The sequence below is a fragment of the Bartonella jaculi genome (assembly GCF_039543045.1).
Lineage (GTDB): Bacteria > Pseudomonadota > Alphaproteobacteria > Rhizobiales > Rhizobiaceae > Bartonella > Bartonella jaculi.
Window position 1 is genome coordinate 54,019 of the sequence record NZ_BAABIZ010000002.1, and the last position, 26,016, is coordinate 80,034.

Genomic DNA, 26,016 nt, shown 5'->3' on the forward strand with positions numbered 1-26,016 from the left:
TCAGGCAATCCAACGGCTAAAAAGAGAAGTAGAAAGAGCACGTCCGGCGGTTTCTTCACGCAAAATCAGTTCTCCTGATTCGAGTGTACCACCAAGATTTATAAATTCATCGCGCATTAAAGTATGAAGTGTGTAAAAAGAAGCACGAATAGAATAAGCGGTAAGTATAACAGCCAGTGGTTTATTAGATAAAAGTCTGCGACAGCTTTTTATCATTTCTGGTAAGTGATCGAAAATTTGCCAAATTTCGCCATGAGGTCCACGTCCATAAGCGGGGGGATCAAGAAGAATCATATCATAAGTTTTTTGACGACGCAGCTCGCGCTCGACAAATTTCATTGCATCGTCACAGATCCAACGTATAGGACATTCTAATAATCCTGCTCTTTCCTGATTGGCCTTTGCCCAAGTAATGGCTTTTTTAGAAGCATCAACATGAGTGACAGCCGCACCAGCACGTGCGCCAATCAAAGAGGCAATGCCTGTATAGCCAAAAAGATTAAGCAATTTTATAGGGCGTTTAGCCTTGACAATTTGTTCTTCCATGGAATGCCAATGAGCATCCTGTTCAGGAAAAACACCAACATGACGAAAGGAAGTAAAACGTCCCAGAAAGGGTAAACCGTTCCATGAAAGTGGCCATGTTTCACCAAGGTTTTTTTTAGGAAAATACCACCGACCAACGCCTTCTTCGTCACGGTTTCCTGTGAAAATAGCATCGACATCAGACCAATTTTCTTGTGATAAAGCTGGTTTCCAGAGTGCTTGACTTTCTGGTCGAATAATACGGTAGGCGCCATACCGCTCCAATTTTTGTCCATTACCAGAGTCGATTAAAGCATAATCTGCACTACAACCTGTTTCTAAAATAAGAGGCACCTTTTCTTGCGGATATATACTGCTATGGTATGGTTGAAGGCATTGTGCAAGCATATTCGGTTTCACGATACAGGTACTTTTAAAAATTCACTTTAAAAAGTTCTTAAGTTATTCGTAACAACGCAGAGGTTTGAAATTGATTAAAGCATGTATAAGGAAAAAGAGAAAGCCTCTTTCTCATGATGTTCTGAATATAACGAGAGAAAGATTTCATCAAAGTATTATCGCATCATATCGGTGATCGACATTTTTAATTTCTCAAGCTCTGTTTTGCTTTCTTTAAGGGCTTTTTTACATTTATGATATGCACACCAATTGATTATTCTCCCTAATAAAATACCAAGAGCGAAAAAAACAAAGAGCCATATAAAGAGGGGAGCTTGATAAATAAAGTTTTCAGAGCTGATTCGAAAAGGATCAAGTGTTAATGTAACTATTTGACGGTTAGCTACGATAAAAGCAATCAAGAGAGCTGTGATGGGTACCAAAATAATTGCTAAAAGGATACGTTTGGTTGTCATAAGTTTACTCATTGATTAAGGCGGTCACGCAAATCTTTTCCGGTTTTGAAAAAAGGAATCCATTTTTCTTCGACCACAACAGCTTCACCTGTTCGTGGATTACGGCCGTTACGGGCTGAGCGACTTTTGACAGAAAAAGCCCCAAAACCCCGAAGTTCAACGCGATTGCCATTGGCGAGAGCTGTTGAAATTTCTTCAAAAATAGCATTCACAATATTTTCCACATCACGTTGAAAAAGATGCGGATTATGACGTGCAATAATTTGCACAAGCTCTGATTTAACCAAAATAACCTCTCTTTCATACAAAAAAGATTTTTATAATTGTGCGCTTCATGCATACACATTAACATATACACACACATTATATACATAAATGAATGAAAGCCAAATAAAACCAAGAAAAAACAAATTGCAAGAAGCAAAATTTGAAAATACCTCTTATAGAGGTTATACAAATTGAAAAGCGCCGAATATTTAAGAGATTAGGATAGTATGGCCGTACACAATCATTATGAAATTTTTTCAGCAAAATCATCTCTTAGTGATGTTTTTAAAAAAGCATCCCGTCATTCACGCCGCATTAGCATATTAAAATTTTTTTTACCTCTCTCTGCATTAGCTACAGCAGTTATTTTTGGCTGGTTTTCATTTTTCTTTGTTCCTGCTGCTTCTGACTCTGTAATTTTGAACAATGAAGAAGATGGAATAATGAAATTGATAATGCTCAATCCCAAATTAGAAGGTTATACCCGTTCTCATGAGCCTTATTGGCTCAAAGCGGAAAAGGCATTTCAAGATCATACACATTCTGGTGTGATTGGTCTTCAAAACATTACAGCTAAGGCGTTTGTAGGCAAACAAAGGCAAGTTTCTCTTGATGCGCAAGGAGGAATTTACGATAACATTAATGGGTATTTGCAATTGGATAAGCCATTCACGATTACAACCGATGACGGAATGATTGCACGATTTATGGCAGCAGATATTAATTTATCTGAGGGGCAATTAAGCACAGATCAACGTGTGAATATCCAGCGTGCAGGTTTGCATCTTGCAGCAAATGCTCTGCAAATTCGAGAAAAAGGGCAAAACATGTATTTTCATGGTGGGGTGCATTTAGTAATTGACAGGCAATGAGATAGCATAAAATACGAATCTTGAGCAACTTTATGAAAAAGAAGTATGTACATATGCAAACAAAAGAATTGAGAGTGATGAGATGAAGCCGAGGGGATCATACAGAAAATGGGTGGTTTTGACTTTGGCTTTAAGCATGGGAATATTATGGTTTGGAACAATTTTGGGATATACTGAAGTGGCCCATTTTGGCATTAGTCTCTCCAACGACAAAGAACCAGTAGAACTTTCTGCAGATTCTCTAGAAATACGTGATAAAGAGGGAATAGCACTTTTTAATGGTAATGTTTCAGTAGTTCAAGGAGAACGCCTTTTGCGAACGGCGAAATTAGTTGTTTACTATGATAAGACGCATAAAGATGCAGACAAGGATCGCGTAGACACGAAGACAGCATCGTCTGCTTGGTTTGGTTCGACGGGTATCAAGAAAATGGAAGCTTTGGGGAAGGTTTATATAAAAATTGCCACGCAAATTGCTACAGGTGATAAAGGCGTTTTTGATGGAAAGTCAAAAATGATGAGTTTGACAGGGAGTAATGTTGTGTTAACCGATGGTGATAATGTGGCAACGGGATGCAAACTGACGGCGGATATGGAAAGCGGAAAAGCTTTTCTAGAAGGTTGTGAAACGTCTGAGAAAAAGGGGCGCGTTTCCATTATTTTTAAACAAAGTCAAAAGAATGGCCATTAAGATTTCATGTTTGGAATCAAAAGAGAAAAACAAACAGACAGACATGATCTTGCAAGTGAAGCTTTAAGAAAGCGCTTAAAGGGGACCTTAATTGCTAGCCATCTGGTTAAGGTTTACCGTGGAAGGCAGGTTGTTAATGGTGTTTCTTTTGGCATTCGTACCGGAGAAGCTGTTGGCATTTTAGGTCCAAATGGTGCAGGCAAAACGACTTGTTTTTATATGGTTACGGGTCTCATTAAATCTGATGGAGGGTCAATAAAGATTGATGGATTTGATATCACCCATCTTCCGATGTACCGGCGTGCTCGTTTAGGTATTGGATACCTTCCGCAGGAAGCATCTATTTTTCGTGGTCTTACAGTAGAAAATAACATTAAAGCTGTTTTAGAAGTAGTCGAAAAAGATCATTTTAAGCGACGTGAAGAGTTAGATGCCCTTTTACATGAATTTAAAATTGATCATTTACGTAAAATGCCTGCACTTTCTTTATCAGGGGGTGAACGCCGCCGCCTTGAAATCGCACGTGCTTTAGCTTCTCGCCCTAATTTTATGTTACTTGACGAACCATTTGCAGGCATTGATCCTATCGCTATTTTTGATATTCAGCAACTTATTCGTCATTTAACTAAGCGTGGTATTGGTGTTTTGATAACCGACCATAATGTACGTGAGACATTGGGGCTTGTCGACCGCGCTTATATCATTCACGCTGGAAAAGTGTTAGTTCATGGTTGTCCCAACGATATTATCAATAACGCTGATGTGCGTAGAATTTATCTGGGAAATCAATTTTCCCTCTGATGTTATAGTTCTTATGTGTTCTTACTTAAGCTTAAAAAGGTAAATATCATGGTGAATATAAGTGCTATTCCCCTATATTCAGGTGATCAAACATATTTCACAGGGTTAAATAAGACTTTATTTTGATTCTTAATACAGGTGTTATCAATAAACTTCCATTACGTAACCAAGAGCAATTATGAGTACAGAATGAATAATAATATCTTAAAAGCATCAAACAAACAAGGGATGTAGTTGTTTAAAGGCAAAAGGAGAATGGGTATTTTTGAGTTGGGTTATGCATAAGATTTTCTGTGGTGATCATGTTCGTCACGTTATTGCTGCAAATCTCCTTCTTTGTGCCGAATACTTCTTTATGATTATAACCTTAAACTGAATTTATTGTTTAGGGATGAGAAACACCATAAAGATGAGGTGATACCATTGTTTTATCGGTTTCTTTTGCTTTTAATTGCACCATGGAAAAAGATATCACTAGCTTAACTTTATAATGAATGATAAACGAAGCTGTAAATAAACGCACATGTTATTGGAAAATAAATAGAATTAATAATACTTTTCTCTATCGAATCAAATAACGTATTGATGATGCTGTTTTAGATATTTTGATGGTAGCACCATGGGTTGTGTATATTACGGTTGTCAAATAGGGGTTATGATATTTTGTTGGTTTGCTTTGCGCATTTAAAAGCTGATGCACTACTATGGATATCAGGGCAGATTTGCGAGTCTTTTTAAAACATCTGTTAAAAGCACTAAAGCCTGTTTAGATGGTTGTCGTGGGCAGCACTCAAGCTACATTAGTCATCGTCAAAGTAAAGAGCCATTTTATCTCGATATGCTCATCATTTTATGAGAGCCAGTTCTTAAAAAAGGAAAAGGAAAATCTGATGAAGAATTGTACACCAACTTTTGTGATTAAATGGTTGAAAATGTGTGGATTGTGGTCTTTGTTAATATCGTAGGAAAATTAATTTTATGGACAATACATTTCCTTGTTTTCTTATGCTGTCAATGAGGAGCTGAAAACTATTTATTGTTGTGCTGATAGCTATCATGAGATGAATCGAGCTATCACCCGTTATAAATTGAAAAATAAATACATATGCGATGATGCAAAAAAGTGACAGAACTTTAAGTATCCATACCATTTACTGGTTTGTAGGTGAGCATTTTAGTGTGCAAAAGGAAAGCTAAAGTATGAATTTGAGTGAGTTAATTGCACCGGAAGCTATTATTCCGACTCTTAAGGCGAATTCTAAGAAACAAGTTTTGCAAATTTTAGCTGAAAAAGCTGCTGAATTGACAGGTCTTAATGAACGTGTAATTTTTGATATTGTTTTACAACGTGAAAAACTAGGCTCCACAGGTTTGGGTGGTGGTATTGCGATTCCTCATGGGAAGCTGCCTAATATTAACCGAATCATTGGTATATTCGCACGTCTTGAAAGCCCTGTTGATTTTGAGGCTCTTGATGATGAGCCTATTGATCTTGTTTTTCTACTTTTGGCACCTGAGAACGCTGGTGCTGACCATTTAAAAGCTTTATCACAGATTGCGCGTGTTTTGCGCCATTCTGATGTTGTTCAAAAATTGCGCAATGCGCCTGATGCTAATACGCTTTATGCTTTATTGATTCAGAATTCAGCGTCAAACGCAGCTTAAATGTTCTTGTATGGAAGAATCAAAAGTCGCTGTGGTGCATTTTCATTGCGGAGAGTGCACTACAAGACAGCTTGGAAAATGATATAATCTAGGCTTAAAGAACTGAGCACACTTATCACATCACATATTTGAAGAAACCTCTTTTGAAGAAATCTCTCTCAAGAATTCTCGCTTAAAAAACAGAGGGGCATGGCGACCGTTAGTTTTTATTATTTTCTCAAAATATAAAGTACTTATTATCATGCTTTTCAAGCTCTTTACATAGGGTATTCATCCGTGAATTGAAATTTTTTCGTAAGTCAGGATGATTTAAATATTTGGGAGTGATATTGGTTAAGGACCAGAGGGATAAGGGGTATTATTTTCTTTGTATAGATGATGAGAGTGATCAGCTCTAGGTAGCTTTGATTTAAATGTCAGTTGCTGCATAGAGCGAAGACGGGAAAAAAATTTTGCATGGTACAAAAAATCGAGACGATATATTTTGGGTTGAGCAGAGACTTTTTTGTGCCTGTAAAAATTTATCTGGTCACTGCTTAATCGACAAAGAGGTCATTTAAAGAAATATAAGGGGAAAGGTTTTAGAATTATTGTGGAAAAAGAATGGGTTGGTGTTTTTGTTTATAATTATACCAAAATGGAATGATGATGTTTGCCCAATAAATTCCGAAAAAGTTTTTAGTGAAAAAGAGTAAATGTGACCTCATACATTGGAACAGTATGGTTAAGCTAGTTTAACTTATGAGCATGGCTTCAGAAATTGCTGATTCGAAATGGCAAGGCATATGACGAGAGAGTAAATGGTATCAGAGTAGGCAGAATTATATGCGGTGGTTGAGGCAGGAACTTGTGTTCTTTGTGTTTCATGGCAAAAATGCTGATAATATTGGGTAGTTTTCTACAGAATAGCTTTAAGATTGTAAAAAGGCGGTACGAGACAATATTGAACAGGAGCATAAATACGCTATAATCGGAGAAAGGAGAGAGTGTTTTGCGATTTTACTAACACAAATGCGTTTAGTATGTTAAGTTTATTAATGCTATCCGAAAGACTGTAAAATTTGGGGTGTTCTTTAAGAGGACGCCTTTATAGAGTTTGGCAACAAATTGTTTGCAGTAACATAGCGTAGTTTGTTTCTTAACAGAGTGATGATATATTCATATTTTGTTTTGAAATCCTATTGCTTGAAGGGTGGATTTTATACAAAAAACAAAATTGTTGAAATAAAATCAAAATGTTGTTTTTTTATCTGATTATTGAATAGAAAATTCATGTTTTAGTAACAACTAAAAGATCACAATTAGATGTAAAAAATTTGTTTTGATTGGCGGAAGAATATTTCGCTTAAAGAGGGGGGAGGATACCTAAATTAAGCATTGATGAGCTTTTGTTGAGCTTTTCAATGAAGAGAATCTTGTTAGAGACTAAAGAAGTGAGCTAAATGAAGATGTTAAAAAAAACTGTTATTGCTGCATCTGTAATAGTTTTGGTTACTGCCAGAATGGTTTGGGCACAAGTACCAAGCCGTTTAGATCAATTTGAGGCTTGGGGAGCCTATTCTTATAAATCGCCAAAAAATACAATTTGCTACGTATTGTCGGTACCTTTGGAGGCACTTCCAACGACGGTTAATCATGGCGATAATTTCTTTTTGGTAACCAAGCGCTCGAATTCGCCTGTCTCGTTTGAACCGCAATTCATGGCTGGTTATACACTTAAAGAAGGTTCAAAGGTTACTGTGACCATTGGAGATCAGGATTTTGATTTTTTCACGAAAGATTCGTCAGCTTGGTTAGCATCCTCAGCGTTAGAAAAACAGCTTGTTTCTGCTATGCGTGCTGGAAGAAGTATGACAGTGAAAGCGCTCTCAAAACGGGGAACCTATACCACCTATACTTATTCCTTAAAAGGGGTAACTGCTGCATTAAATGCAGCACAAAAATGCCATTAAGGTCTTTCTGTAACTCTAAAATAGCGATATAAATTGGAAAACAATGGCCGTTTCATATGATCTCAGACCAGTTGGTGCATGCTTAGCACGAGAATCAGAAAAGATTGTCGTGAAGGAGAGATCCAAGCTCTCTTTAATTGGTTTATTGCAGGATGAAATGGTCGAAACCTTAAGATCGATCGGTATACCGGAACGTCAAACGCGTATGCGCGTCCGTCAACTTTGGCATTGGCTTTATGTGCGTGGCATTTCAAATTTTGATGAAATGCTGAACATTTCTAAGTCAATGCAAGAAATGCTTAAAAGCCATTTTTCCATTGCACGTCCGGAGATTGTTGGAGAGCAAATATCAAAAGATGGTACACGTAAATGGCTGTTGCGCTTTCCAGCACGTGGAGCTGGAAGGCCTGTTGAAGTTGAAACGGTTTATATTCCTGAAGAAGGGCGTGGCACTTTATGTCTTTCATCGCAGGTAGGGTGTACATTAACTTGTTCTTTTTGTCATACGGGAACACAGGTACTTGTTCGCAATTTAACAGCGGAAGAAATTTTGGCGCAATTATTGGTTGCACGTGATTGTTTGGGTGATTTTCCTGATAGGAATACCCCTGATGGTGCAATTGTTCCAGTTGAAGGGCGCAAAATCACTAATATCGTTATGATGGGGATGGGAGAACCGCTTTATAATTTTGAAGCCGTCAAAAAAGCTTTATTGATTGCTTCCGATGGAGATGGGCTTTCTTTATCAAAACGTCGAATTACGCTTTCAACCAGTGGGATCGTTCCTGGAATTATTCGAACCGGAGAAGAAATTGGCGTTATGTTGGCGATTTCACTCCATGCGGTGCATGATCCGCTACGAGATATGCTTGTTCCAATCAATAAAAAATACCCACTTGCACTGTTAATGGAAGCTTGCCGTAATTATCCAGGTCTTTCGAATGCTAAGAGAATTACATTTGAATATGTTATGCTGAAAGATGTAAATGATAGTTTGGATGATGCCAAACGGTTGGTTCAGTTACTTAAAGGTATTCCTGCTAAGATCAATTTGATACCTTTTAATCCATGGCCAGGGACGAATTACCAATGTTCTGATTGGGAACAAATTGAGCGTTTTGCCGATGTGGTTAATCAAGCAGGTTACGCTTCACCCATTCGAATGCCGCGCGGACGCGATATTTTGGCTGCATGTGGTCAGCTTAAATCTGCTTCGGAACGTTTACGCAAATCTGAACGTTTGCAATGAATGATTTCAATTTTCATCAATAAGAATACGTAGAGCAAAACTGGTAAAAATGCCTGCGATAAGCCAATCGAGGAAGCGGATATAAGCAGAGTTTTGCTTGAGTCCATAGAAAAATTTATGAGCCATAAAAATTATAGAAATATTGATGGGTAAAGAAATAGGGATATAAGAGAGACCCAAAATGAGCAATTTTTGCGTAGCCATAGGGTCATTTACATTGATAAATTGTGGCAAGAAAGTCACGTTAAAAAGGATGACTTTTGGATTTAAAAGGTTAATTCCAATAGCAGTAAAATAATTACGTGTGAGGCTTTGGTATTTAGGGGATATTTCTTTGAGAGAAAATGTCGAATGTTTACGCAATGCCTGAAAGGCAAGCCATAGAAGGTAAAAGGCACCTACAACTTTAAGAAGAAAAAAAGCGCGCGGTGAGGTAAAAATGAGCGCCGATATGCCAAGTGCTACAGCAACAACTTGAATAGCAAAACCCGTTGCACTCCCTAAAGTGCACATAATGCCAGCCTTTTTGCTTTGTGCAATAGTGCGTGATACAGACAGCATAATATCAGGTCCTGGAATGAGTGCTAGAACCAACGCCGCTGAGAAAAATTGCACTATGATAGACCATTCAGGGAAAAATGACATGTAAACGCACCTTTATTTTTTTAAAGAGTTATTCACAATCTATTACCCCCCCCACAAAAATATTCTCTTTTACACTTTTTCATTTTTTTTGCATCTGTTTAATGCTGCTTAAAAGGAATTTATTTTCATTGCTTGCATAGTTTTAATTTTTGAGTAGAAGAAAAGAAAGGAAACTATATAGAGCTTTAAGATGAAAAAATGGAAAAATGTTAAGAAAGTTGTTCTAGCGTATTCAGGGGGACTAGATACGTCAATTATTCTTAAATGGTTACAAAGCGAATTAGGTATTGAAGTTGTAACCTTTACAGCTGATTTAGGGCAGGGGGAAGAGTTAGTGCTTTCTCGTCGTAAAGCTGAAATGCTGGGGGTTAAAGAAATCTATATTGAAGATTTGCGTGAAGAGTTTGTGCGTGATTTTGTTTTTCCGATGTTTCGAGCTAATGCCGTTTATGAAGGATGCTATCTTTTGGGGACATCCATTGCCCGTCCACTCATTTCAAAGCGCCTTATTGAAATTGCTAAGGAAACAGGTGCAGATGCTATCGCCCATGGGGCAACAGGAAAAGGCAATGACCAAGTACGCTTTGAGCTTTCTGTTTATGCTCTTAATCCTGATATCAAAATTATTGCTCCATGGCGTGATTGGTCTTTTAAAAGTCGGACGGATTTGATTAACTTTGCGCATGCGCATCAAATTCCGGTAGAGAAGGATAAGCAAGGCGAAGCGCCTTTTTCGATTGATGCAAATTTATTGCACTCGTCATCGGAGGGCAAGGTTTTGGAAGATCCAGCACTTCCTGCTCCTGAATATGTGCATATGCGCACTCTTTCTCCGGAAGCCGCTCCAGATCAAGCAACCATAATCACGATTGGCTTTAAGAAAGGTGATGCTGTCTCGATTAATGGGAAAAGTTTATCTCCTGCGAATTTACTTGCTGAATTGAATCATTATGGATGCGATAACGGTATCGGCCGATTAGATTTGGTAGAAAATCGTTTTGTCGGTATGAAATCACGTGGCATTTATGAAACACCAGGAGGAACCATTCTTTTAACGGCTCATCGGGCAATTGAATCCTTAACATTGGATCGTGGTGCAGCGCATTTGAAAGATGAATTAATGCCGCGTTACGCAGAACTCATTTATTATGGCTTTTGGTTTTCGCCTGAACGTAAGATGTTACAGGCAGCTATTGATTTATCTCAAGAAAATGTTGAAGGCGAAGTTACGCTAAAGCTTTATAAAGGTAATGTGATTATCGAAGGTCGCGAAAGCAAAAAATCACTTTACTCTCATGAATTAGTAACTTTTGAGGATGATCAAGGTATTTATGATCAAAAAGATGCTGCTGGTTTTATTAAATTAAATGCATTACGCCTCCGTACATTAGCAGCACGTTCATTGACACACCCAGAAACATAAGAGCAGTCATTTTGACAATGTTAAGCGTTAAGCACAAAATAGCTTTTATATCAAAAGTTGAAGAAGGCAATTTCTTTAATTGATTTTGTTTGCGTATAGATTATTTATCAATTTTAAGTTCAATGCTAGAGGTTTTGCTTTCTTGCCGATGAGTGTAATAAGAAAAGCCTATGAGAAGAACGATTAAAGCACCGATAATCAAAACAAGTAAATTGCGATTCATAATATTCACACTTTTGTTTACGTAAAATATAAACAAAATAATAGGGTGGATGCTGATTATGGCAAGAGTATGATAAGAGTTTACGCCTTTTTACTTGCTATTATTGGCAAAAAAATTCAAGAACCATACACCATATCGTGAAAGAATTTAATTTTAGGATAAAGATGATGATGCGTGACCAGTGTGATACTTTTAGCTTTACACCCGAATTAAGAGACATAGCTGTTCAATCGAAAGCTTGGCCGTTTGAAGAAGCACGCAAAATTATCAAACGGTATGAAAAAACCGGTTATCCAGAGACGGTTTTATTTGAAACAGGTTATGGTCCGTCCGGCTTACCACATATCGGAACTTTTGGAGAAGTCGCGCGTACGACCATGGTGTGCCATGCATTCCGAGTTTTAACAGAGAATAAAGTTAAAACAAAACTTCTTTGTTTTTCTGATGATATGGATGGTTTACGCAAGGTTCCTGATAATGTACCTGATCGCGAAAAAATGGAAAGCTATCTTGGTCAACCACTTAGCCGTGTACCAGACCCTTTTGGAGATGCTTATCCTTCTTTTGGGGCAGCAAATAACGCCCGTTTACGGGCTTTTCTTGATCAATTTGGTTTTGATTATGAATTTGCGAGCGCGACAGATTATTACAGTTCCGGTCGTTTTGATGAAACACTTTTAAAAATACTTGCCTGTTATGACAAGGTAATGGCAATCGTTTTGCCAACATTAGGTGAAGAACGGCAAGCTACCTATTCGCTTTTTTTACCTATTTCTCCATCTTCTGGAAAGGTGCTGCAAGTACCGATGATTGCCCGTAATATTGAAAAAGGCACAGTCACCTATATTGAGCCTGAAACAGGAGAAACCATTGAAACAGAAGTAACAGGTGGCAAAGTTAAATGTCAGTGGAAGGTGGATTGGGCGATGCGTTGGAAAGCGCTAGGGGTTGATTATGAAATGGCGGGAAAAGATCTTATTGATTCCACCAATCTTTCTTCTAAAATTTGCAAAGTTCTTGGTGGGAATCCACCTGAAGGCTTTAATTACGAGCTCTTTTTGGATGATAAGGGGCAGAAAATTTCGAAATCCAAGGGGAATGGTTTAACCATTGATGAGTGGTTAACATATGCGCCAACGGAAAGTTTAGGGCTTTACATGTTTTCAAAGCCCAAAACAGCAAAACGGCTTTATTTTGATGTTATTCCAAAAGCTGTTGATGAGTATTATGCGCATCTTTCAGCTTATGGTCGCCAAAAATGGCAAGAGCGACTTAATAATCCAGTATGGCATATCCATAATGGTTGTCCTCCGCAAGTTGATTTGCCTGTCTCCTTTGCTATGCTCCTGAATTTGGTCAGTGCTTCCAATGCGGAGAATAAAGAGGTTCTTTGGGGCTTTATTTCTCGCTATGCTAAAGGAGCAAATGCACAAACTTATCCGGAACTTGATCAGTTGGTGCAATTTGCCATTAAATATTTTGATGTCTTTGTCAGACCAAATAAAAAATTCCGGCTTCCTGATGAGAGTGAACGCATAACATTGGGGCAAATTGATGCAAAATTGGCTAGTTTGCCTGAAGATGTTGATGGAAATACGCTTCAAAATGCACTTCTTGATGTTGCACGTGTAATGGAGCGCTATCAAGATCATAGCAAAAAAAGCCCTGAAGGGGGACCTGGTGTTTCAAATGTCTTTTTTCAGATGCTCTATGAAGTGCTTTTGGGGCAGGAGAGAGGGCCACGATTAGGATCATTTATTGCGCTCTATGGGATTAATGAAATGCGTGCCCTCATTGCTGAAGCGCTTGCACGTCCTGTGGAGGAATAATGGAAAAGAGAGTGCAAGAAGTAAAGCGGCGGCGTACATTTGCGATCATTGCTCACCCAGATGCAGGAAAAACAACACTGACGGAAAAATTGTTATTGTTTGGTGGTGCTATTCAGCTTGCTGGTGAGGTAAAAGCGAAAAAAGACCGTATTCAAACCCGTTCTGATTGGATGAATATTGAACGTGATCGTGGTATTTCGGTTGTGACATCGGTGATGACGTTTGAGTATGAAAACCACATCTTTAATTTATTAGATACTCCAGGGCATGAGGACTTTGCCGATGATACGTATCGCACTCTCACAGCAGTTGATAGTGCTATTATGGTTTTGGATGGTGCACGCGGAATTGAGCCAAGAACACTGAAATTATTTGAGGTATGTCGTATGCGCGATATTCCTATTATTACTTTTGTCAACAAAATGGATCGTGAGGCACGTGATCCTTTAGAAATTTTAGATGAAATTGAAGAAAAACTCGCACTTGATACCGCACCAATAACTTGGCCCATTGGTATGGGTAAAGATTTTGTTGGTACTTTTAATCTTTATCACAATTGTTTTCGTCGAAAAGATGATGAAGTAACACCACAAGTGGTCTCTAAGCTTGATGAGGTTGCGCATTTGCTTCCTGAAAATCAACGTGCGCTTTTTATTGAAGAAGTTGAATTTGCTCAGGGTGTTTGTAAAAATTTCGATGTGCAAGCTTTCCGTGAAGGACATATGACACCGGTTTATTTTGGTTCGGCTTTACGAAACTTTGGTGTTCGTGATTTGATCAATGCGCTCATTGATTTTGGTCCAAGTCCTCGTGATCAGGTTGCAGATCAACGCAGTGTCATAGCCACTGAACCAAAAATGGCAGGATTTGTCTTTAAAATTCAAGCGAATATGGATCCCAATCATCGTGATCGTATTGCATTTTTGCGGGTGTGTTCAGGGACGCTTGAACGTGGGATGAAAACAAAGTTGGTAAGAACCGGAAAGCCAATGACGCTTTCGGCACCGCAATTTTTCTTTGCACGCTCGCGTCAAATTGCTGATCAAGCTTATGCTGGTGATATAGTTGGTATTCCTAATCATGGAACATTACGGATTGGTGATACATTGACGGAAGGGGAAGATATTCTTTTTAAAGGTGTGCCCAATTTTGCACCGGAAATTTTACGTCGTGTTAATTTGGGCGATCCAATGAAAGCAAAAAAGCTCAAAGAAGCTTTACAGCAAATGGCCGAAGAAGGTGTCGTGCAATTATTTATTCCTGATGATGGCTCGCCTGCTCTTGTTGGGGTGATTGGTGCTTTGCAAATTGATGTCTTAACGGAACGACTGAAAGTGGAATATTCTTTGCCAGTAAGTTTTGAATCAGCGCGCTTTAGTGTATGCCGTTGGATTTCTTCAGAGGATAAAGATGAATTGCGAAAGTTTGTAAGCAATCATCGCTTTGCCATCGCTCATGATTTAGATGGCGATCCAGTTTTTTTAGCAGAAAATCATTTTTCATTAAATTATGAAGCAGAACGGGCACCGAAGATAAAATTTGCGGCTTTTAAAGATTATCAAGTCCGCTCTGAATAAACAGAAGCTTTTGCTTTTGCACTTGTAAAAGCAGTTATTTTAATAAAATCCAAACAAAAAGGAGAGGCGAGATTCCTCTCCTTTGTGACAATACCTGTTATCAGCGGACTTAAGCAAGTCCCTCTTTAATCCATTCAGAAACACGTCCCTTAGAAGCAGCACCAACCATATTTGATGAGACATTTCCACCTTTGAACATCAATAAGGTAGGAATCGAGCGTACTCCGTATTGGGTAGCCAATTCTGGATTTTCATCAATGTTTACTTTGGCAATTTTAATCTGGTTTTTCATTTCTATTGCAATTTCATCTAAAATGGGTGCAATCATTTTACAAGGTCCACACCATTCTGCCCAAAAATCAACCACAACAGGAGTGGAAGAGGCGAGAACTTCATTTTCAAAATTGCTGTTATCAATTTTTATACATGTCATGAGTATATCCTTTATATTCACTTCTATAGATTGGTATGGTGGAAATTCATATCAAGTTATTACAAAGATAAATTAAATTATAAGAAGCTTTAGGGGAAAAAGTTTTTAGCTTATAGTGCAACTTCATCAAGAATCGCCTCGAGTTTTTCCGGAGAAAGTTTGAAGATTTTTGTTTCTTTACTGTAGATGAGAAGCGCTTGAACGTCTTTGTCGGGATGAATAGTTTGCAGTAATTTTCTATAAAGAGCCATTTGCAGCAAATAGCGTGGTGCGATAGCAGCTTCGTTTTCTGGTGGGATTCCCGTTTTAAAATCGGCAAAGATAATGCTATTTTGTGTGATAGAGAGACGATCAATTTGACCGGAAAGCGCTCGTTCTTTGCCCCGAATTTTTATAATCCCCATGAGGGAGACTTCAGCACGTGAATGGTCAGAGAAAAGCGGTTTGAGATATGAATGGTTTAAAATTTGCCAAACATGCTGTAGTGCGTCTTCTCTTTGGGATTCATGCCAGTGAGAGGCTTTAGTATTAAGATAGTTTCGAGCATAATTTCGACGTTTTTCGGGAGCGCAATTGGGCAAATATTGCAGCAATCGGTGAACGATATTACCATATTCAATGGAAAAAGCTTTTTTGGTGTTTGTTTCTCCTAAAACAGGTGAGATACTAGACTGTTTTGGATGAGAGAAAAGCTCATTATCGGCTTCAATAGACAGACTAGCAACAGAGGGTCTTAATGGTTTCGGTAGGGTTTGTTCTGCTGGGACTTTATGGGAGAAAAAATCGGGTAAAGGTGGGAATGTTTGGTTATTCGCTTGGGATTCCTCTTGGTTTATTGAGGTAGAAGTGTGGGGTGTGATGCAATAGCGCCAAGCCGCAATATCTTCCGCAGGACCTTTTATAGCAACCGCATGCGGTTTGAGCGCTTTCTTTACCAATTGGTGCCATGTATTGGATAAGGCTCGCTCACTGCTATATCCGCAAATAAATAATCGATCTTCAGCACGTGTCATTCCTACATAGAGAAGGCGCCTATATTCCTCTTCAGCACGCTCTTTTAAACGCGAAAGTGCTTTGTCAGAGGGTTTTGTATTGAATTCAGCATTAGGACGCCAGATAAAAGCTTGTTGATCACCCAATTGTTGATCGCTTAGAGGGATTTTAAGCAAATGCGGTGCATGCTGCGAATGCCAAATTGCACTCCCTGGATCAACGAGGAAAACAACAGCAGCTTCCAGCCCTTTAGCGGCATGAACAGTCATGATACGGACTTCTTCATGGTTTTGATCAAATTCACGTTTAATTTCTGGTTCGCTTGCGCTTAGCGTTTCCAAAAAAGCTTGTAATCCTGGTAAACCAGTTTTTTGAATAGAGAGCGTGTAATCCATGAAAGCATCGAGCACATCGTTTGCTTCAGATCCTAAGCGGGCTAGAATTTTTTGTCGCCCCTTATCATTGTTGAGAATATGGCTATAGAATTCGAAAACTGGCATTTTATCAACTAAATTGCGATAATTTTTCAGATTTTCAGAAGCATTTTTAAAAGAAGCTTTTAACGATTCGTGCATGCAAAGGCTTTGCCAAAGAGAATCTGTACGATGAGCGGCAAGCTGATAAAGTTCTTCTTCGCTGAGTGCGAAAAGAGGACTTTTTAAAACACAAGCAAGAGAGAGATCATCTTTTGGTTGCAAGACAAAACGCGCAAGAGCTAGTAAATCACGTATACTAATATGGTTGGTAAGCTGTAAACGGTCAGCGCCAGCGACGGGAATATTGCGCTGTTTAAGCGCACGAGAAAGTGCAGAGACAAATTGATCACGTTTGCGAACCAGAATCATAATATCATTGGCACGCATTAAGCGTCTTTTTGCTGGAAGCATTTCTCCTTTATGTAACCAGTCACCAATAGTTTCAGCAATTTTCTCTGCCAAACGTACTTCCGGTGTATCTAAATGATCAACAGTTATATGCCAATCATTAGGAAATTCGTTTGTTTCTCTGGAAATGGTATCCCATAAAATAACTTCACCGGGGCTATGAACACGAATAGCTTGATGTACTGTTTTTATATTATCAGCTGAGAGCCCTTTGTAATTTTCTGGTGTTTCAAAGACAAGATCAACACTTTTAAGAACATCAGCTGTAGAGCGAAAAGAATAGTTCAGTTGCACTTTTTCAAATTTTTGCTTCGCTTGTTGCGCTTTTTTTTGAATCATTTTGCCATTTTCAGCAAAGTTTTCTGGAGCAGCGCCTTGAAAAGAATAGATGGACTGCTTTTCATCTCCAACAGCAAAAAGGGTACGTATATTGTTACGTTGACTATGACCTGCAAAAAATTCTTGTGCTAAAAGTTGAATAATTTTCCATTGCTCAGGGTTGGTGTCTTGTGCTTCATCAAGCAAAATATGATCAAGACCACGATCAAGTTTATAGTGTACCCATTGGCTTGCACCTTCACGTTGCAACAAATGGAGTGTACGCTCAATGAGGTCATCAAAATCTAACAGTCCACTGGCTTTTTTCAAATTTGCATAGATTTTAAGATAAATAGTACAAAGTTGAAAAGCAGCCTTATTGAGTGTGAGGACTTTTGCGCATTGATATTTCTCTAAAAGCAAAGAAAGCAGGTTTTGTTTATCTTCAACCTCTTTTTGAATAAAAGGCCAAATTTCATCAGATTTTTTAGAAAATAAACGTGAAAAATTACGCGGATCGCCTGTCGTTTTAAAATAAAAATTTGAAATAATGTTAATGATCTTTGTTTCACTATAAGCGGTTTCTAATTGGGAAAATTTCTCAATCATATCTTTGAGATTTTGATTGCCATAGGTTTGGCAATGCGTAAGGGCATAAAGAGGCAAACGAGCCGTCTGTTGAATTTTTTCCAGTAGCAGTTGTTTTGTTTCATTGGGTGCTAAATTAAACAGCGCACATAACTTTTCCTCTTTGCTTTCAGAGAGAAGAGAGGATAAAAAATCAGACAATTTATGTTGCTTTTGGGTTGCTTCATCCAATAGTCGATTAAAAGTGTGCTCACTGATAACTTCAAACAACTGTTTTAAAGCGGGTTGCGCCTCATTATGCATTAAAAGTTGGCGGCGCGCTTCTTGTAAGAGTTTTTTTCGATTGATATCATCAAGAAGTTCGAAATGCCCAGCAATATTGGCTTCTAGCATAAAATGATGCAAAAGAGATTCGCAAAATGCATGAATAGTCTGTATTTTCAAGCCCCCAGGCGTTTCGAGGGCACGAGCGAAGAGTTGGCGGGCATAGGTTAGTTTTTGCGCATTGGCGGGTTTATTTTCAAGCCGCAATAAGACTGTTTGGAGCTGTGCATCATCGAGCTCATTCCAGCTAGAAAGTGTGCGAAAAATCCGTGTTTGCATAACGGCGGCAGCTGCGTTTGTGTAAGTAAGGCATAAAATGCGTGCTGGAGGGGTACCGTTTAAAAGCAAACGGATAACACGTTCGCTTAAAACATGCGTTTTTCCAGATCCCGCATTTGCAGAAACCCATACATTTGTTTTTGGATGTGTTGCCATTGCTTGTGCATCAAGAGCTGCTTCAGGAATAGAAAAAAGAGTCATGATTGATCTCCTTTATGGAATCCATTTGACCATTCCCATAATCGCGCCAGATGATCATAGTCGCTTTCATATTGTTTTTTTAAAGGAACTGCGTGTGAAAGATAGCCTTGTTGTGGATTTTGATAATAGTTCATTAATGCGATAAGATGTTCCCATGCTTTTTCACCAAGATTCATTGCACTTTGGTAATCCTTTGCTCCTTTTTTTGAAAGAATTGATTGAGGGGTGATTTCGCCTTTTCCGTTCAGGGCGATGTAAAGTAAATTTGATGGGGTAAGATCTTGAAAATCTGTAAAAGCGCCTTGCATGAGTAAGGCTGCTTCCAATGCTAATTGTGGAAATAATAAATCGCGAGCTTGTTTTGACGAAGGGGGAGTACTGGTTTTAAAATCAAGTATTTCAACCATTTTGTTTGGCAAAACATCAATACGATCAGCGCGTCCTGAAAGAGTTACACCTGTTGTGCCTATGGGGATTTTTTGGGACACCACTTCAGCATGCCGTTCTCGAGGCTCTAGACTTTGTTCCCATTGAAGAATGAAAGGAGCAAGATTTTCAAAATTTGTCCACCAGATTGTTTCAACATCGGCAGGTAAATTTAATTTATCAAATTCTTTACGCCCAAGTGTGAGGAATGCATCTAAAGCATTTGCGGCATTTTGATTTTTTATTTGTGTGCAAAAAGCAGCAAGAATAGCGTGATAAAGCGTTCCCCGCTCAGTAGCACAAGGGTCATGGATGAGCGCTTTAAGTGGTTTGAGGCGCAAGATTTTTTTGGCATAAATGGCATAAGGATCATACCGCAACGTTTCTATTTCGGTGACCGAAAAATGGCGTGGACGTATATCAAGAGGAGGTACCGGACAAGGACGTGTTGTACATGCAGTTATATTTGTCTTATCAAGCATTTTCGCCCAATGAAGAAATTTTTCACCTCGTGCACGGATTTGTTTCCAAACCTGTTTTCCTATAACCGTTTCTAAGCGCTGTAACCATCGTGAAGGAAGTGAAGGAGCATGATTAACTCGTAGTGCTCGGCTCATCACCACTTTATTCATTCCCATAGCCCATTGAAAATCATGTGCTGAAATACCAATACGCTGTTCTGGTGGTTCAAGAGTTAACATCATTTTCATCGGTCGTGATAAAAAAGCATCATTGCGGGTTGTTATAGGCCATGAGCCTTCATTCAGACCGCCAATAACCACTGTATCAACCGTTTGTAAACGTGATTCCAAAGTGCCCCAGATGAATAAACGTGGATGCCCTCCTGGGGGAGGTGTAACAGAGCGTGTCGCTATCAGAGCCGAAAACATAGTAGGCCATTCGCAAAGACGAAATTTTAAACCTGATTGATCACTTACCAATTCACGCAAAAAAGTTGATAAGGCCTGCCCTTCTTCATTTTGATAAAGATTTACAAGAGAATCGTTTTCATCACGTCCAAAATTTTCAAAAACCTCAACAGTTGCTATTGCGGCTTCATTGATGGTGCATTCTTTCTCTTGTTTCATGAGAGATGCTAAAGGTTCGACAGCTTTGACCAAAAGATGACAAAGAGCGCGTGCTTCTTCGCACTTTTGTTGATCAAGGGGCTTCGTATTAGAAGTATTGTGGCAATGTGTTTCTATCCATTTTTCAAGAAATTGGTCACATTCGCAAAGATTGATACGACCAGTGCTTCCCCGAAGAACAAAGAGTTCAAAATTTTCTGCTATTTCACGTAAACGATGACGATTTTGACGCAGTGTTGTGAGTGGATGTTTAAGAAGAGAAAGAAAAGCAACCGGATCACTAGGCTGAAACACATTTTCTAAAAGAAGTCGTAACAGGGTTGAAGGCAACGTTTGTGCCAGTGGTATTCCCCCTGAATCATTTGCTTCAATTCCAAATCGCTGTAATTCAGCTGAGACACGGCGTGCTAAATTACGGTCATTTGTGATAAGAGCTGCAGTTTTTTGAGGCTCTTCAATGGCATTACGTAATGCAACGGCAATAGCGAGAGCTTCTTCGCGCTCATTTATAGCTTCAATGAATGACCAATCTTCACAAAGGCTTTCATAATCATCGCGGACAATTTGTACCCATTGGTCTGTTGTAGAAGCTGGTCGGAGTGCTTCTGATAAAAGAGCTGCTCGTTTTGCTTTTATCGCACTTTGTTGGCCAATTTCGCGAACATGAATGCGGTGACATTTCATGAGAGAGAGAAGTTTTTTTAAATGATATTGAGGATGGCTAAAAGCGTTAGCGGTATGATCAAAAAAATCAAAAGTTGTTTTTTCTTTATTATCTTTATGAATTGTGCCTAACGCTTCCCATTGTTTTTCATCCATCTGAAGATCAAGACCTGGAAGAACAACAGCGCCTTTTGGTAGGCGAGAAATTACCTTTAAAAGATGAGAAACTGCGGGAATAGAACCTGCTACACCGGCTGTAAGTATAGGTTTATTCGATTGTGTTTGATGTAAAGTTTCTGCGTGCATTTTAAGTGCTTGATTACGCCATTCAGCTGGATTACTCCGCTGTCTTTCTCGTAAGATTTGTGGCCAGCTTTGTGTAACAATGGTGAGAAAGCTGAGCGTTATTTGCCACCATTCGGCAACCATATCGGGTGCAATATCTTTAAGCTTTGACCAATCTGCAGCTTCTGTTTCAATTTCATCCATCAGATGTGCTAAATCTTGCGCAAGCCAAATTGCATCGGCAGTATGAGCGGGAATAAGAACATCTTCTGTGCCAAACATGACACGCAGGTGAGCAGGCAAATTTTCACGCCAAGGACGAATGAGGCGTGCCAAAAGCAGGAGACGTTCACTTTCTCCAATGGGAGGATTTAGAATGTTGGTATGATTTTCAACAAAAAGGAAGCTATCTTCATCTAGATCCCCTAGAGCGCGAATGGTCGGCAAGAAGGTTGATTTTGTGTCACTTCTTTCAACAAAGGCAGCACGTAAAGCGCGGGCAGCACGCCGTGTCGGTACGTAAATGAGAGTATCAGCAAGAGCAGTTTGGATATCCCCATTTGGTACGAAGTTATCAATAAGAGCACCTGAGAGCAATGCATCAACAAAATGCGGTAGAAAAGAAGTTCCTGGAGAAATAGAAAAGACACGCGGTTTATGGGTCATATGATCTCATTAGGAGTGCGTGGAAAATATTCCATCTTGTTGATTATTTGCATTGTTTCTACTGTATACAATTTTTATGGTAGGAAAAACTGAAAAGCACTACTTGTGTAGTAGATTTTTTATTTGAGTTAAACAACAGTTTAGGAGAGAATTCTTGTTAATTCTTATCAAAGATTTGAGAAAAAATAATAGTCGTCGGCATATATTTACCCTCACGTTTATTAACAAAAATGGTTTGCTTTGATTAAAAGATGAAAGTATGAGGGTTCTATCATATTTTCGAAAGGAGTCCTACTTTCTGATAAAAGCTTTTTAAAGGGGCAAGGGTTGGATGTGAAAGATTACGGGCAAGGTAATCTTGCAGATGAGGTAGATGTTTAAGATAAGATGATTTCCCATTGCGCTGGTGAAGGCGTACAAAAATCCCTAGAATTTTTGAAACCCGCTGAGCGCCTGCAAATGCGTAAAGCTTACGTAATTCATTTTCATCAAAAGGGCGTGATGCCTGATGACGTGCATTGCAATAGGCATCGAGAATTTTCGCTTCGAGCGTTGGTGGAATAAGCAGACGTGCATCTTGTGCTAAAGAAACAAGGTCATAGGCTGTTGGACCTGTTAAACCATCTTGAAAATCAATCAGACCAATGCGGGCACTGCCTTTTTCATGTGCACGCCAAAGAATATTAGGAGAATGATAATCACGCATAACAAAGGTACTTTCTCCTTGGGTGAGACTATCGAGATAAGGCTTCCAACAAGTAAAAAAATCCTCACGTTGTTTTTGATCCAAGGTTTTTTGTGTTTTAAAGGGCAAATACCAGTCTAGCAATAAGGAGAGTTCTGCTTGTAGTACTTGGCAGTCGTAGGAAGGAATTTGCAGCAAAAATGTCGCAAATTGCTTTTCGGAAGGCCACGACTTTTGGTGAAAGGTAGCCAATAATTTACTACAAGCAATATAACGCTCTTCTAAAGGATTACCATTTTGATCTAAAAGCCCTTCATGTCCGAAATCTTCTAAAATCAAAAGTCCTTTTTCAAAATCTTTGATAAAGATATGGGGAGCAGAAAAGCCATTATCTAAAATGAGCTGATTGATCCCTACAAATTGACGAATATCTTTTGCAAGCTGTGCGGTTGTGGCATAGGAGAGGTCTGTTTCCATAGTTTGTGCATCCATGAGGACTTCTTGACAATGTCCATCATCCAGCAGTTCATAGGTACGTGCTGAGGCATCTCCAGCCAAAAAACGACGATGGACATGACCGCGTCCATGGGTTGTTAAAAATGTGCGAATTGCAAAAGATCGCTGTAGACGTTCAGTAGAATATTCTGCTGATGTAAGAGTTACATGACGCCCATGGTTTTCATATTGTAAGGTGAGTGCAAAGGTAACAGGTCCTAAAAGATCTGCACTTTTTTCTGGCCATTCAATAAGTAAAATACCTTGCTCACGTGCTTCAAGAAGCCCTAATTCATCAATTTCTTCTGCCATAGAAAGGCGATAAAGGTCAGCATGAATAATTTCAAATTGCGGAAGTTGATAGCTTTGAGCAAGAGTAAAAGTAGGACTTGGAACATCTAGCGTATTGTCGTTGGCCAGTGTCTGGATGATTGTACGCGCGAGAGTTGATTTTCCTGTTCCAAGATCTCCTTGGAGCGTTACAAGATCACCAGACTTTAAAGCGAGGGCTAAATCTTGTGCAAAAAGCTTGGTTGCTTCTTCATTTTCAAGAAAAAAACTAAAATGCATTAAAAATCCCGTGAAATGGATGAGGCAAAATTTTATAATAACAGAGAATGAGATTAAAAAACTTTATCTCCTTTGGGAATTGGAAAAAAACATTTAACCGTTGTTCCTTGTCCAGTACCGGTAAGAATTTCAACGTGCCCACCGTGGAGTTCAACGAAACTTTTAACAAGGGAAAGACCAAGACCCGCTCCTGCACGCCGACCATTATGTGCATGGGAAGAAAAACGTTTGAAAATGCGCTCAAGAATATCTGCTGGAATATCAGATCCTTCATTATGGACACTGAAGACTATGTTATCATCTTGTTCTTCAGCACAAAATTCAATTGTGCTTGCTTCGGTTGCGAAATTAATAGCATTACTAAGAATATTAACAAAGATTTGATGCAAACGTGTTGCATCAGCGGAAATAAAATTTAAGGAAGGAGAAATTTGTTGTAAAAGCGTAATATGGCGTCCGTTAAGGCGCTCTTCCACCCGCGCTACTGCGTGCACCATAGAATCGGCAATGTTAACCGGTTTTATATCGAGCTCCATAATGCCAGCATCAAGGGTTGCAAGGTCAAGAATATCATTAACAATATTTAAAAGAACGCCTGATTCTGAATGGATATGTCCAAGATATTCCTGTTGGCGTTCATTGATAGAGCCAAAAATTTGATCGCGCAAAATATCGGAAAACCCAATAATATTGGTGAGGGGTGTACGCAATTCGTAAGAAACATGTTGGACAAATTCATTGCGTAAATGATCAGCTTTTTCTAGGGCTTCATTTTTCTCTTGAAGAGCACGTGCAACATGAACAGTATCCGTAACATTAACGAAAGTGAGCATTGTCTGTCCATTGGGAAGCGGTACCACTGTGTAATCAATGATCGTGCCATTTTTGAGATCCATACGACCTGAATATGTATCACGTTTTTCAGCAAAACCCGTAATAAGTCTGGTAAACTGATCCCATTCTTTTCCTAGGGTTAAGGTTGAACAATGACTTTGTAATTGCGTAATGTGGGTACCTTCTACCAGTAAATTATAGGGGAGAGACCATAATTTCGATAAAGCTGGATTCGATAAACGAAGACGTCCATCAGTGCCAAAAACCACGACTCCTTCTGAAAGTTTATCAAGTGTCTCGCCTTGTATTTTAATGAGTGTATTATAGCGCCGTTCAAGATCAATTTTTTCTGTGAGATTTTCGTAAAGCCAAGTGACACCTCCTTGTGGGTGCGGACTAGAAATAACACGTAATGTGCGCCCATCTGGGAGATTCCAAATCTGTTGATTTGATTCTGTTTGTTGGTAGGCTTTTAAAAGTTCTTCTTTCCACATGCGCCAATCAGGGTGTTGACCAACGAGCCCTTTTTCACGCAAATGTTCAAGAAGTAACGTGTGGCTTGGTTCACTTTCTAGAAAAGAACTCTCTAACGGCCATAAAATTTTAAAAGCATGATTGCAGAATTTTAATTTTTGGTTGGTATCAAAAATGGCTACAGCCGTTGAGATTTGGTCAAGTGTTTCACAATGGCTTTGAAGAATCCGTCTCATTTCGTTGGTAAGATTTTCATAAGCGCTGTCATCACGAGCAAAAGCTGCCATTCCTTCTTCTGTTGTAACACGTGTGAGATGAAAATGGTGCCGTTCTCCATCAATGACTGTATGAACGTGCTCTTGAAAAATCGTTTCTGCTTCCTCTGTTTTGCGTTGTGTTGTTTCATTAAAAAGATCAACGATTTCATTACTACCTTCTCGAAAACCTGTCATTTCTCTAAAGGCGCGATTAATAAAACAAATTTTCCCTTCATAATCGCGTATCCATACCGGTTCTTGAATAAGATCGAGAAGATTGCGTTGCATTCTTAGCTCAATGAGGATTCGGGCGATATCTTTCTTTAAACGCGCATTTTCGTTCTGCTGTGCTGAGATATCTTGAAAACGTGCGATGGCTGCTGTTCCTGCGATGACCCCTGTAACTTGCAACAATATATTGTTCTTGGTGGTGACAGAGAGGTCAAAAGGGTAAGACTTGTAAAGCAATTGAGTGAGTGCGTAGTCAAGTTCTCGGCTTGAGGTTTCTTCAAGCCAGAGCTCAAAACGCTGAAAATCTTGCTGATGAATTCCCACTTTTTGTAATGCGGGAATATTACCAACTACACGTGGTAAAGCAGTTGGGTCTTCCCAAATAAGAAGACATTGTCCAGTTTCTTCTAAAAACCATTCATAATACTTAAGTTTTTCAGAAAAGTCTGCTTGAATTGTCTTCAAGGGCTCTAGAGAAGCTTTTTTTGCACGCGTAATAATTGTCATGCAAGTGAGAAGTGAGGCGCAAGAAATTCCTCCACAAAGAGCGAAAAGAAGCCATGGTCCGTCGGGTAAAGTGAAGTGGAATGGTAAATGCATTGTCAATGATTGAGCAACAGCCCATGTTGGAGAAAAAAGGAAAAGAAGGCAAAAAATACCAACACAGATTCGGATCATTTTTTGAGTGTTTTCTTTGGGGTCATAATCACCAAAGCTAGGCACGATGC

At 39.1% G+C, this 26,016-nt stretch carries 19 protein-coding genes; 9 read left to right on the plus strand and 10 right to left on the minus strand.

What is annotated here, in order from left to right; translation table 11 throughout:
* The 3 genes from ABD915_RS01385 to ihfB all read right to left on the minus strand — a co-directional run bounded on the left by ABD915_RS01385 (position 1) and on the right by ihfB (position 1,687).
* Positions 1-933 (minus strand): class I SAM-dependent rRNA methyltransferase, encoded by a 933-nt coding sequence (locus ABD915_RS01385; protein WP_345114408.1) that lies wholly within the window; start codon positions 931-933, stop codon positions 1-3.
* A gap of 167 nt (positions 934-1,100) precedes the next feature.
* The gene (locus ABD915_RS01390; protein WP_345114121.1) at positions 1,101-1,400 is read right to left on the minus strand and encodes a LapA family protein; all 300 of its coding nucleotides are present in this window, start codon (positions 1,398-1,400) and stop codon (positions 1,101-1,103) included.
* 8 nt (positions 1,401-1,408) lie between these two features.
* Complete coding sequence (ihfB, locus tag ABD915_RS01395; RefSeq protein ID WP_035007952.1) at positions 1,409-1,687, minus strand: integration host factor subunit beta; 279 nt, start codon at positions 1,685-1,687, stop codon at positions 1,409-1,411.
* A gap of 207 nt (positions 1,688-1,894) precedes the next feature.
* Between ihfB and lptC the strand changes: the two genes are divergently transcribed.
* The 6 genes from lptC to rlmN all read left to right on the plus strand — a co-directional run bounded on the left by lptC (position 1,895) and on the right by rlmN (position 8,897).
* A complete protein-coding gene (gene lptC / locus ABD915_RS01400) occupies positions 1,895-2,539 on the plus strand; it encodes an LPS export ABC transporter periplasmic protein LptC (RefSeq protein ID WP_345114126.1) in 645 nt (214 codons plus the stop codon).
* A gap of 82 nt (positions 2,540-2,621) precedes the next feature.
* The gene (locus tag ABD915_RS01405) at positions 2,622-3,230 is read left to right on the plus strand and encodes an LptA/OstA family protein (RefSeq protein WP_345114128.1); all 609 of its coding nucleotides are present in this window, start codon (positions 2,622-2,624) and stop codon (positions 3,228-3,230) included.
* A 6-nt stretch (positions 3,231-3,236) separates the two neighbouring features.
* Positions 3,237-4,031, plus strand: coding sequence for an LPS export ABC transporter ATP-binding protein (lptB, locus tag ABD915_RS01410; protein ID WP_345114130.1), 795 nt, complete (start codon positions 3,237-3,239; stop codon positions 4,029-4,031).
* 1,200 nt (positions 4,032-5,231) lie between these two features.
* Positions 5,232-5,696: a PTS IIA-like nitrogen regulatory protein PtsN gene (gene ptsN / locus ABD915_RS01415; protein ID WP_345114132.1), complete on the plus strand. Its 465-nt coding sequence runs from the start codon at positions 5,232-5,234 to the stop codon at positions 5,694-5,696.
* A 1,448-nt stretch (positions 5,697-7,144) separates the two neighbouring features.
* Positions 7,145-7,648, plus strand: coding sequence for an invasion associated locus B family protein (locus ABD915_RS01420; RefSeq protein ID WP_345114411.1), 504 nt, complete (start codon positions 7,145-7,147; stop codon positions 7,646-7,648).
* Positions 7,649-7,691: 43 nt separating this feature from the next.
* Positions 7,692-8,897, plus strand: a complete 1,206-nt coding sequence (gene rlmN / locus ABD915_RS01425) for a dual-specificity RNA methyltransferase RlmN (protein ID WP_345114134.1) — start codon at positions 7,692-7,694, stop codon at positions 8,895-8,897.
* A gap of 6 nt (positions 8,898-8,903) precedes the next feature.
* On the opposite strand, the gene ABD915_RS01430 is transcribed toward rlmN, so the two are convergent.
* Complete coding sequence (locus ABD915_RS01430) at positions 8,904-9,542, minus strand: LysE family translocator (protein ID WP_345114137.1); 639 nt, start codon at positions 9,540-9,542, stop codon at positions 8,904-8,906.
* A 190-nt stretch (positions 9,543-9,732) separates the two neighbouring features.
* Between ABD915_RS01430 and ABD915_RS01435 the strand changes: the two genes are divergently transcribed.
* Entirely contained in the window at positions 9,733-10,965 is a 1,233-nt protein-coding gene (locus tag ABD915_RS01435) for an argininosuccinate synthase (RefSeq protein ID WP_345114140.1), read from the plus strand.
* 100 nt (positions 10,966-11,065) lie between these two features.
* Here ABD915_RS01435 and ABD915_RS01440 read toward each other — a convergent pair whose 3' ends face one another.
* Positions 11,066-11,188, minus strand: a complete 123-nt coding sequence (locus tag ABD915_RS01440; protein WP_345114143.1) for a hypothetical protein — start codon at positions 11,186-11,188, stop codon at positions 11,066-11,068.
* 167 nt (positions 11,189-11,355) lie between these two features.
* Here ABD915_RS01440 and ABD915_RS01445 point away from each other — a divergent pair, with 167 nt between their 5' ends.
* Both ABD915_RS01445 and ABD915_RS01450 read left to right on the plus strand, forming a co-directional pair.
* On the plus strand, positions 11,356-13,017 hold the full coding sequence (locus ABD915_RS01445; protein WP_345114414.1) for a lysine--tRNA ligase: 1,662 nt from the start codon (positions 11,356-11,358) through the stop codon (positions 13,015-13,017).
* A complete protein-coding gene (locus ABD915_RS01450) occupies positions 13,017-14,594 on the plus strand; it encodes a peptide chain release factor 3 (RefSeq protein WP_345114146.1) in 1,578 nt (525 codons plus the stop codon). Before ABD915_RS01445 ends, ABD915_RS01450 begins: the two co-directional genes overlap by 1 nt.
* Positions 14,595-14,703: 109 nt before the next feature.
* On the opposite strand, the gene trxA is transcribed toward ABD915_RS01450, so the two are convergent.
* The 5 genes from trxA to ABD915_RS01475 all read right to left on the minus strand — a co-directional run bounded on the left by trxA (position 14,704) and on the right by ABD915_RS01475 (position 26,011).
* Positions 14,704-15,027 carry a thioredoxin gene (gene trxA / locus ABD915_RS01455; protein WP_345114149.1) on the minus strand — a complete coding sequence of 108 codons (324 nt, stop codon included), beginning with the start codon at positions 15,025-15,027 and terminating at the stop codon, positions 14,704-14,706.
* Positions 15,028-15,137: 110 nt separating this feature from the next.
* Positions 15,138-18,614, minus strand: coding sequence for a double-strand break repair helicase AddA (addA, locus tag ABD915_RS01460; protein ID WP_345114152.1), 3,477 nt, complete (start codon positions 18,612-18,614; stop codon positions 15,138-15,140).
* The gene (gene addB, locus ABD915_RS01465) at positions 18,611-21,742 is read right to left on the minus strand and encodes a double-strand break repair protein AddB (RefSeq protein WP_345114155.1); all 3,132 of its coding nucleotides are present in this window, start codon (positions 21,740-21,742) and stop codon (positions 18,611-18,613) included. The genes addA and addB overlap by 4 nt, the downstream gene beginning before the upstream one ends.
* A gap of 271 nt (positions 21,743-22,013) precedes the next feature.
* Positions 22,014-23,492, minus strand: coding sequence for a tRNA (adenosine(37)-N6)-threonylcarbamoyltransferase complex ATPase subunit type 1 TsaE (tsaE, locus tag ABD915_RS01470; protein ID WP_345114158.1), 1,479 nt, complete (start codon positions 23,490-23,492; stop codon positions 22,014-22,016).
* A 53-nt stretch (positions 23,493-23,545) separates the two neighbouring features.
* Positions 23,546-26,011 (minus strand): PAS domain-containing sensor histidine kinase, encoded by a 2,466-nt coding sequence (locus tag ABD915_RS01475; RefSeq protein ID WP_345114161.1) that lies wholly within the window; start codon positions 26,009-26,011, stop codon positions 23,546-23,548.
* Positions 26,012-26,016: the final 5 nt, after the last annotated feature.

Excerpts from the sequence above, each read along its gene's own strand:
- ABD915_RS01385 (WP_345114408.1), bottom strand. The coding sequence starts at position 933 with ATGCTTGCACAATGCCTTCAACCATACCATAGCAGTATATATCCGCAA.
- ABD915_RS01390 (WP_345114121.1), bottom strand. The coding sequence starts at position 1,400 with ATGACAACCAAACGTATCCTTTTAGCAATTATTTTGGTACCCATCACA.
- lptC (WP_345114126.1), top strand. The coding sequence starts at position 1,895 with ATGGCCGTACACAATCATTATGAAATTTTTTCAGCAAAATCATCTCTT.
- ABD915_RS01405 (WP_345114128.1), top strand. The coding sequence starts at position 2,622 with ATGAAGCCGAGGGGATCATACAGAAAATGGGTGGTTTTGACTTTGGCT.
- lptB (WP_345114130.1), top strand. The coding sequence starts at position 3,237 with ATGTTTGGAATCAAAAGAGAAAAACAAACAGACAGACATGATCTTGCA.
- ptsN (WP_345114132.1), top strand. The coding sequence starts at position 5,232 with ATGAATTTGAGTGAGTTAATTGCACCGGAAGCTATTATTCCGACTCTT.
- ABD915_RS01420 (WP_345114411.1), top strand. The coding sequence starts at position 7,145 with ATGTTAAAAAAAACTGTTATTGCTGCATCTGTAATAGTTTTGGTTACT.
- rlmN (WP_345114134.1), top strand. The coding sequence starts at position 7,692 with ATGGCCGTTTCATATGATCTCAGACCAGTTGGTGCATGCTTAGCACGA.
- ABD915_RS01430 (WP_345114137.1), bottom strand. The coding sequence starts at position 9,542 with ATGTCATTTTTCCCTGAATGGTCTATCATAGTGCAATTTTTCTCAGCG.
- ABD915_RS01435 (WP_345114140.1), top strand. The coding sequence starts at position 9,733 with ATGAAAAAATGGAAAAATGTTAAGAAAGTTGTTCTAGCGTATTCAGGG.
- ABD915_RS01440 (WP_345114143.1), bottom strand. The coding sequence starts at position 11,188 with ATGAATCGCAATTTACTTGTTTTGATTATCGGTGCTTTAATCGTTCTT.
- ABD915_RS01445 (WP_345114414.1), top strand. The coding sequence starts at position 11,356 with ATGATGCGTGACCAGTGTGATACTTTTAGCTTTACACCCGAATTAAGA.
- ABD915_RS01450 (WP_345114146.1), top strand. The coding sequence starts at position 13,017 with ATGGAAAAGAGAGTGCAAGAAGTAAAGCGGCGGCGTACATTTGCGATC.
- trxA (WP_345114149.1), bottom strand. The coding sequence starts at position 15,027 with ATGACATGTATAAAAATTGATAACAGCAATTTTGAAAATGAAGTTCTC.
- addA (WP_345114152.1), bottom strand. The coding sequence starts at position 18,614 with ATGACTCTTTTTTCTATTCCTGAAGCAGCTCTTGATGCACAAGCAATG.
- addB (WP_345114155.1), bottom strand. The coding sequence starts at position 21,742 with ATGACCCATAAACCGCGTGTCTTTTCTATTTCTCCAGGAACTTCTTTT.
- tsaE (WP_345114158.1), bottom strand. The coding sequence starts at position 23,492 with ATGCATTTTAGTTTTTTTCTTGAAAATGAAGAAGCAACCAAGCTTTTT.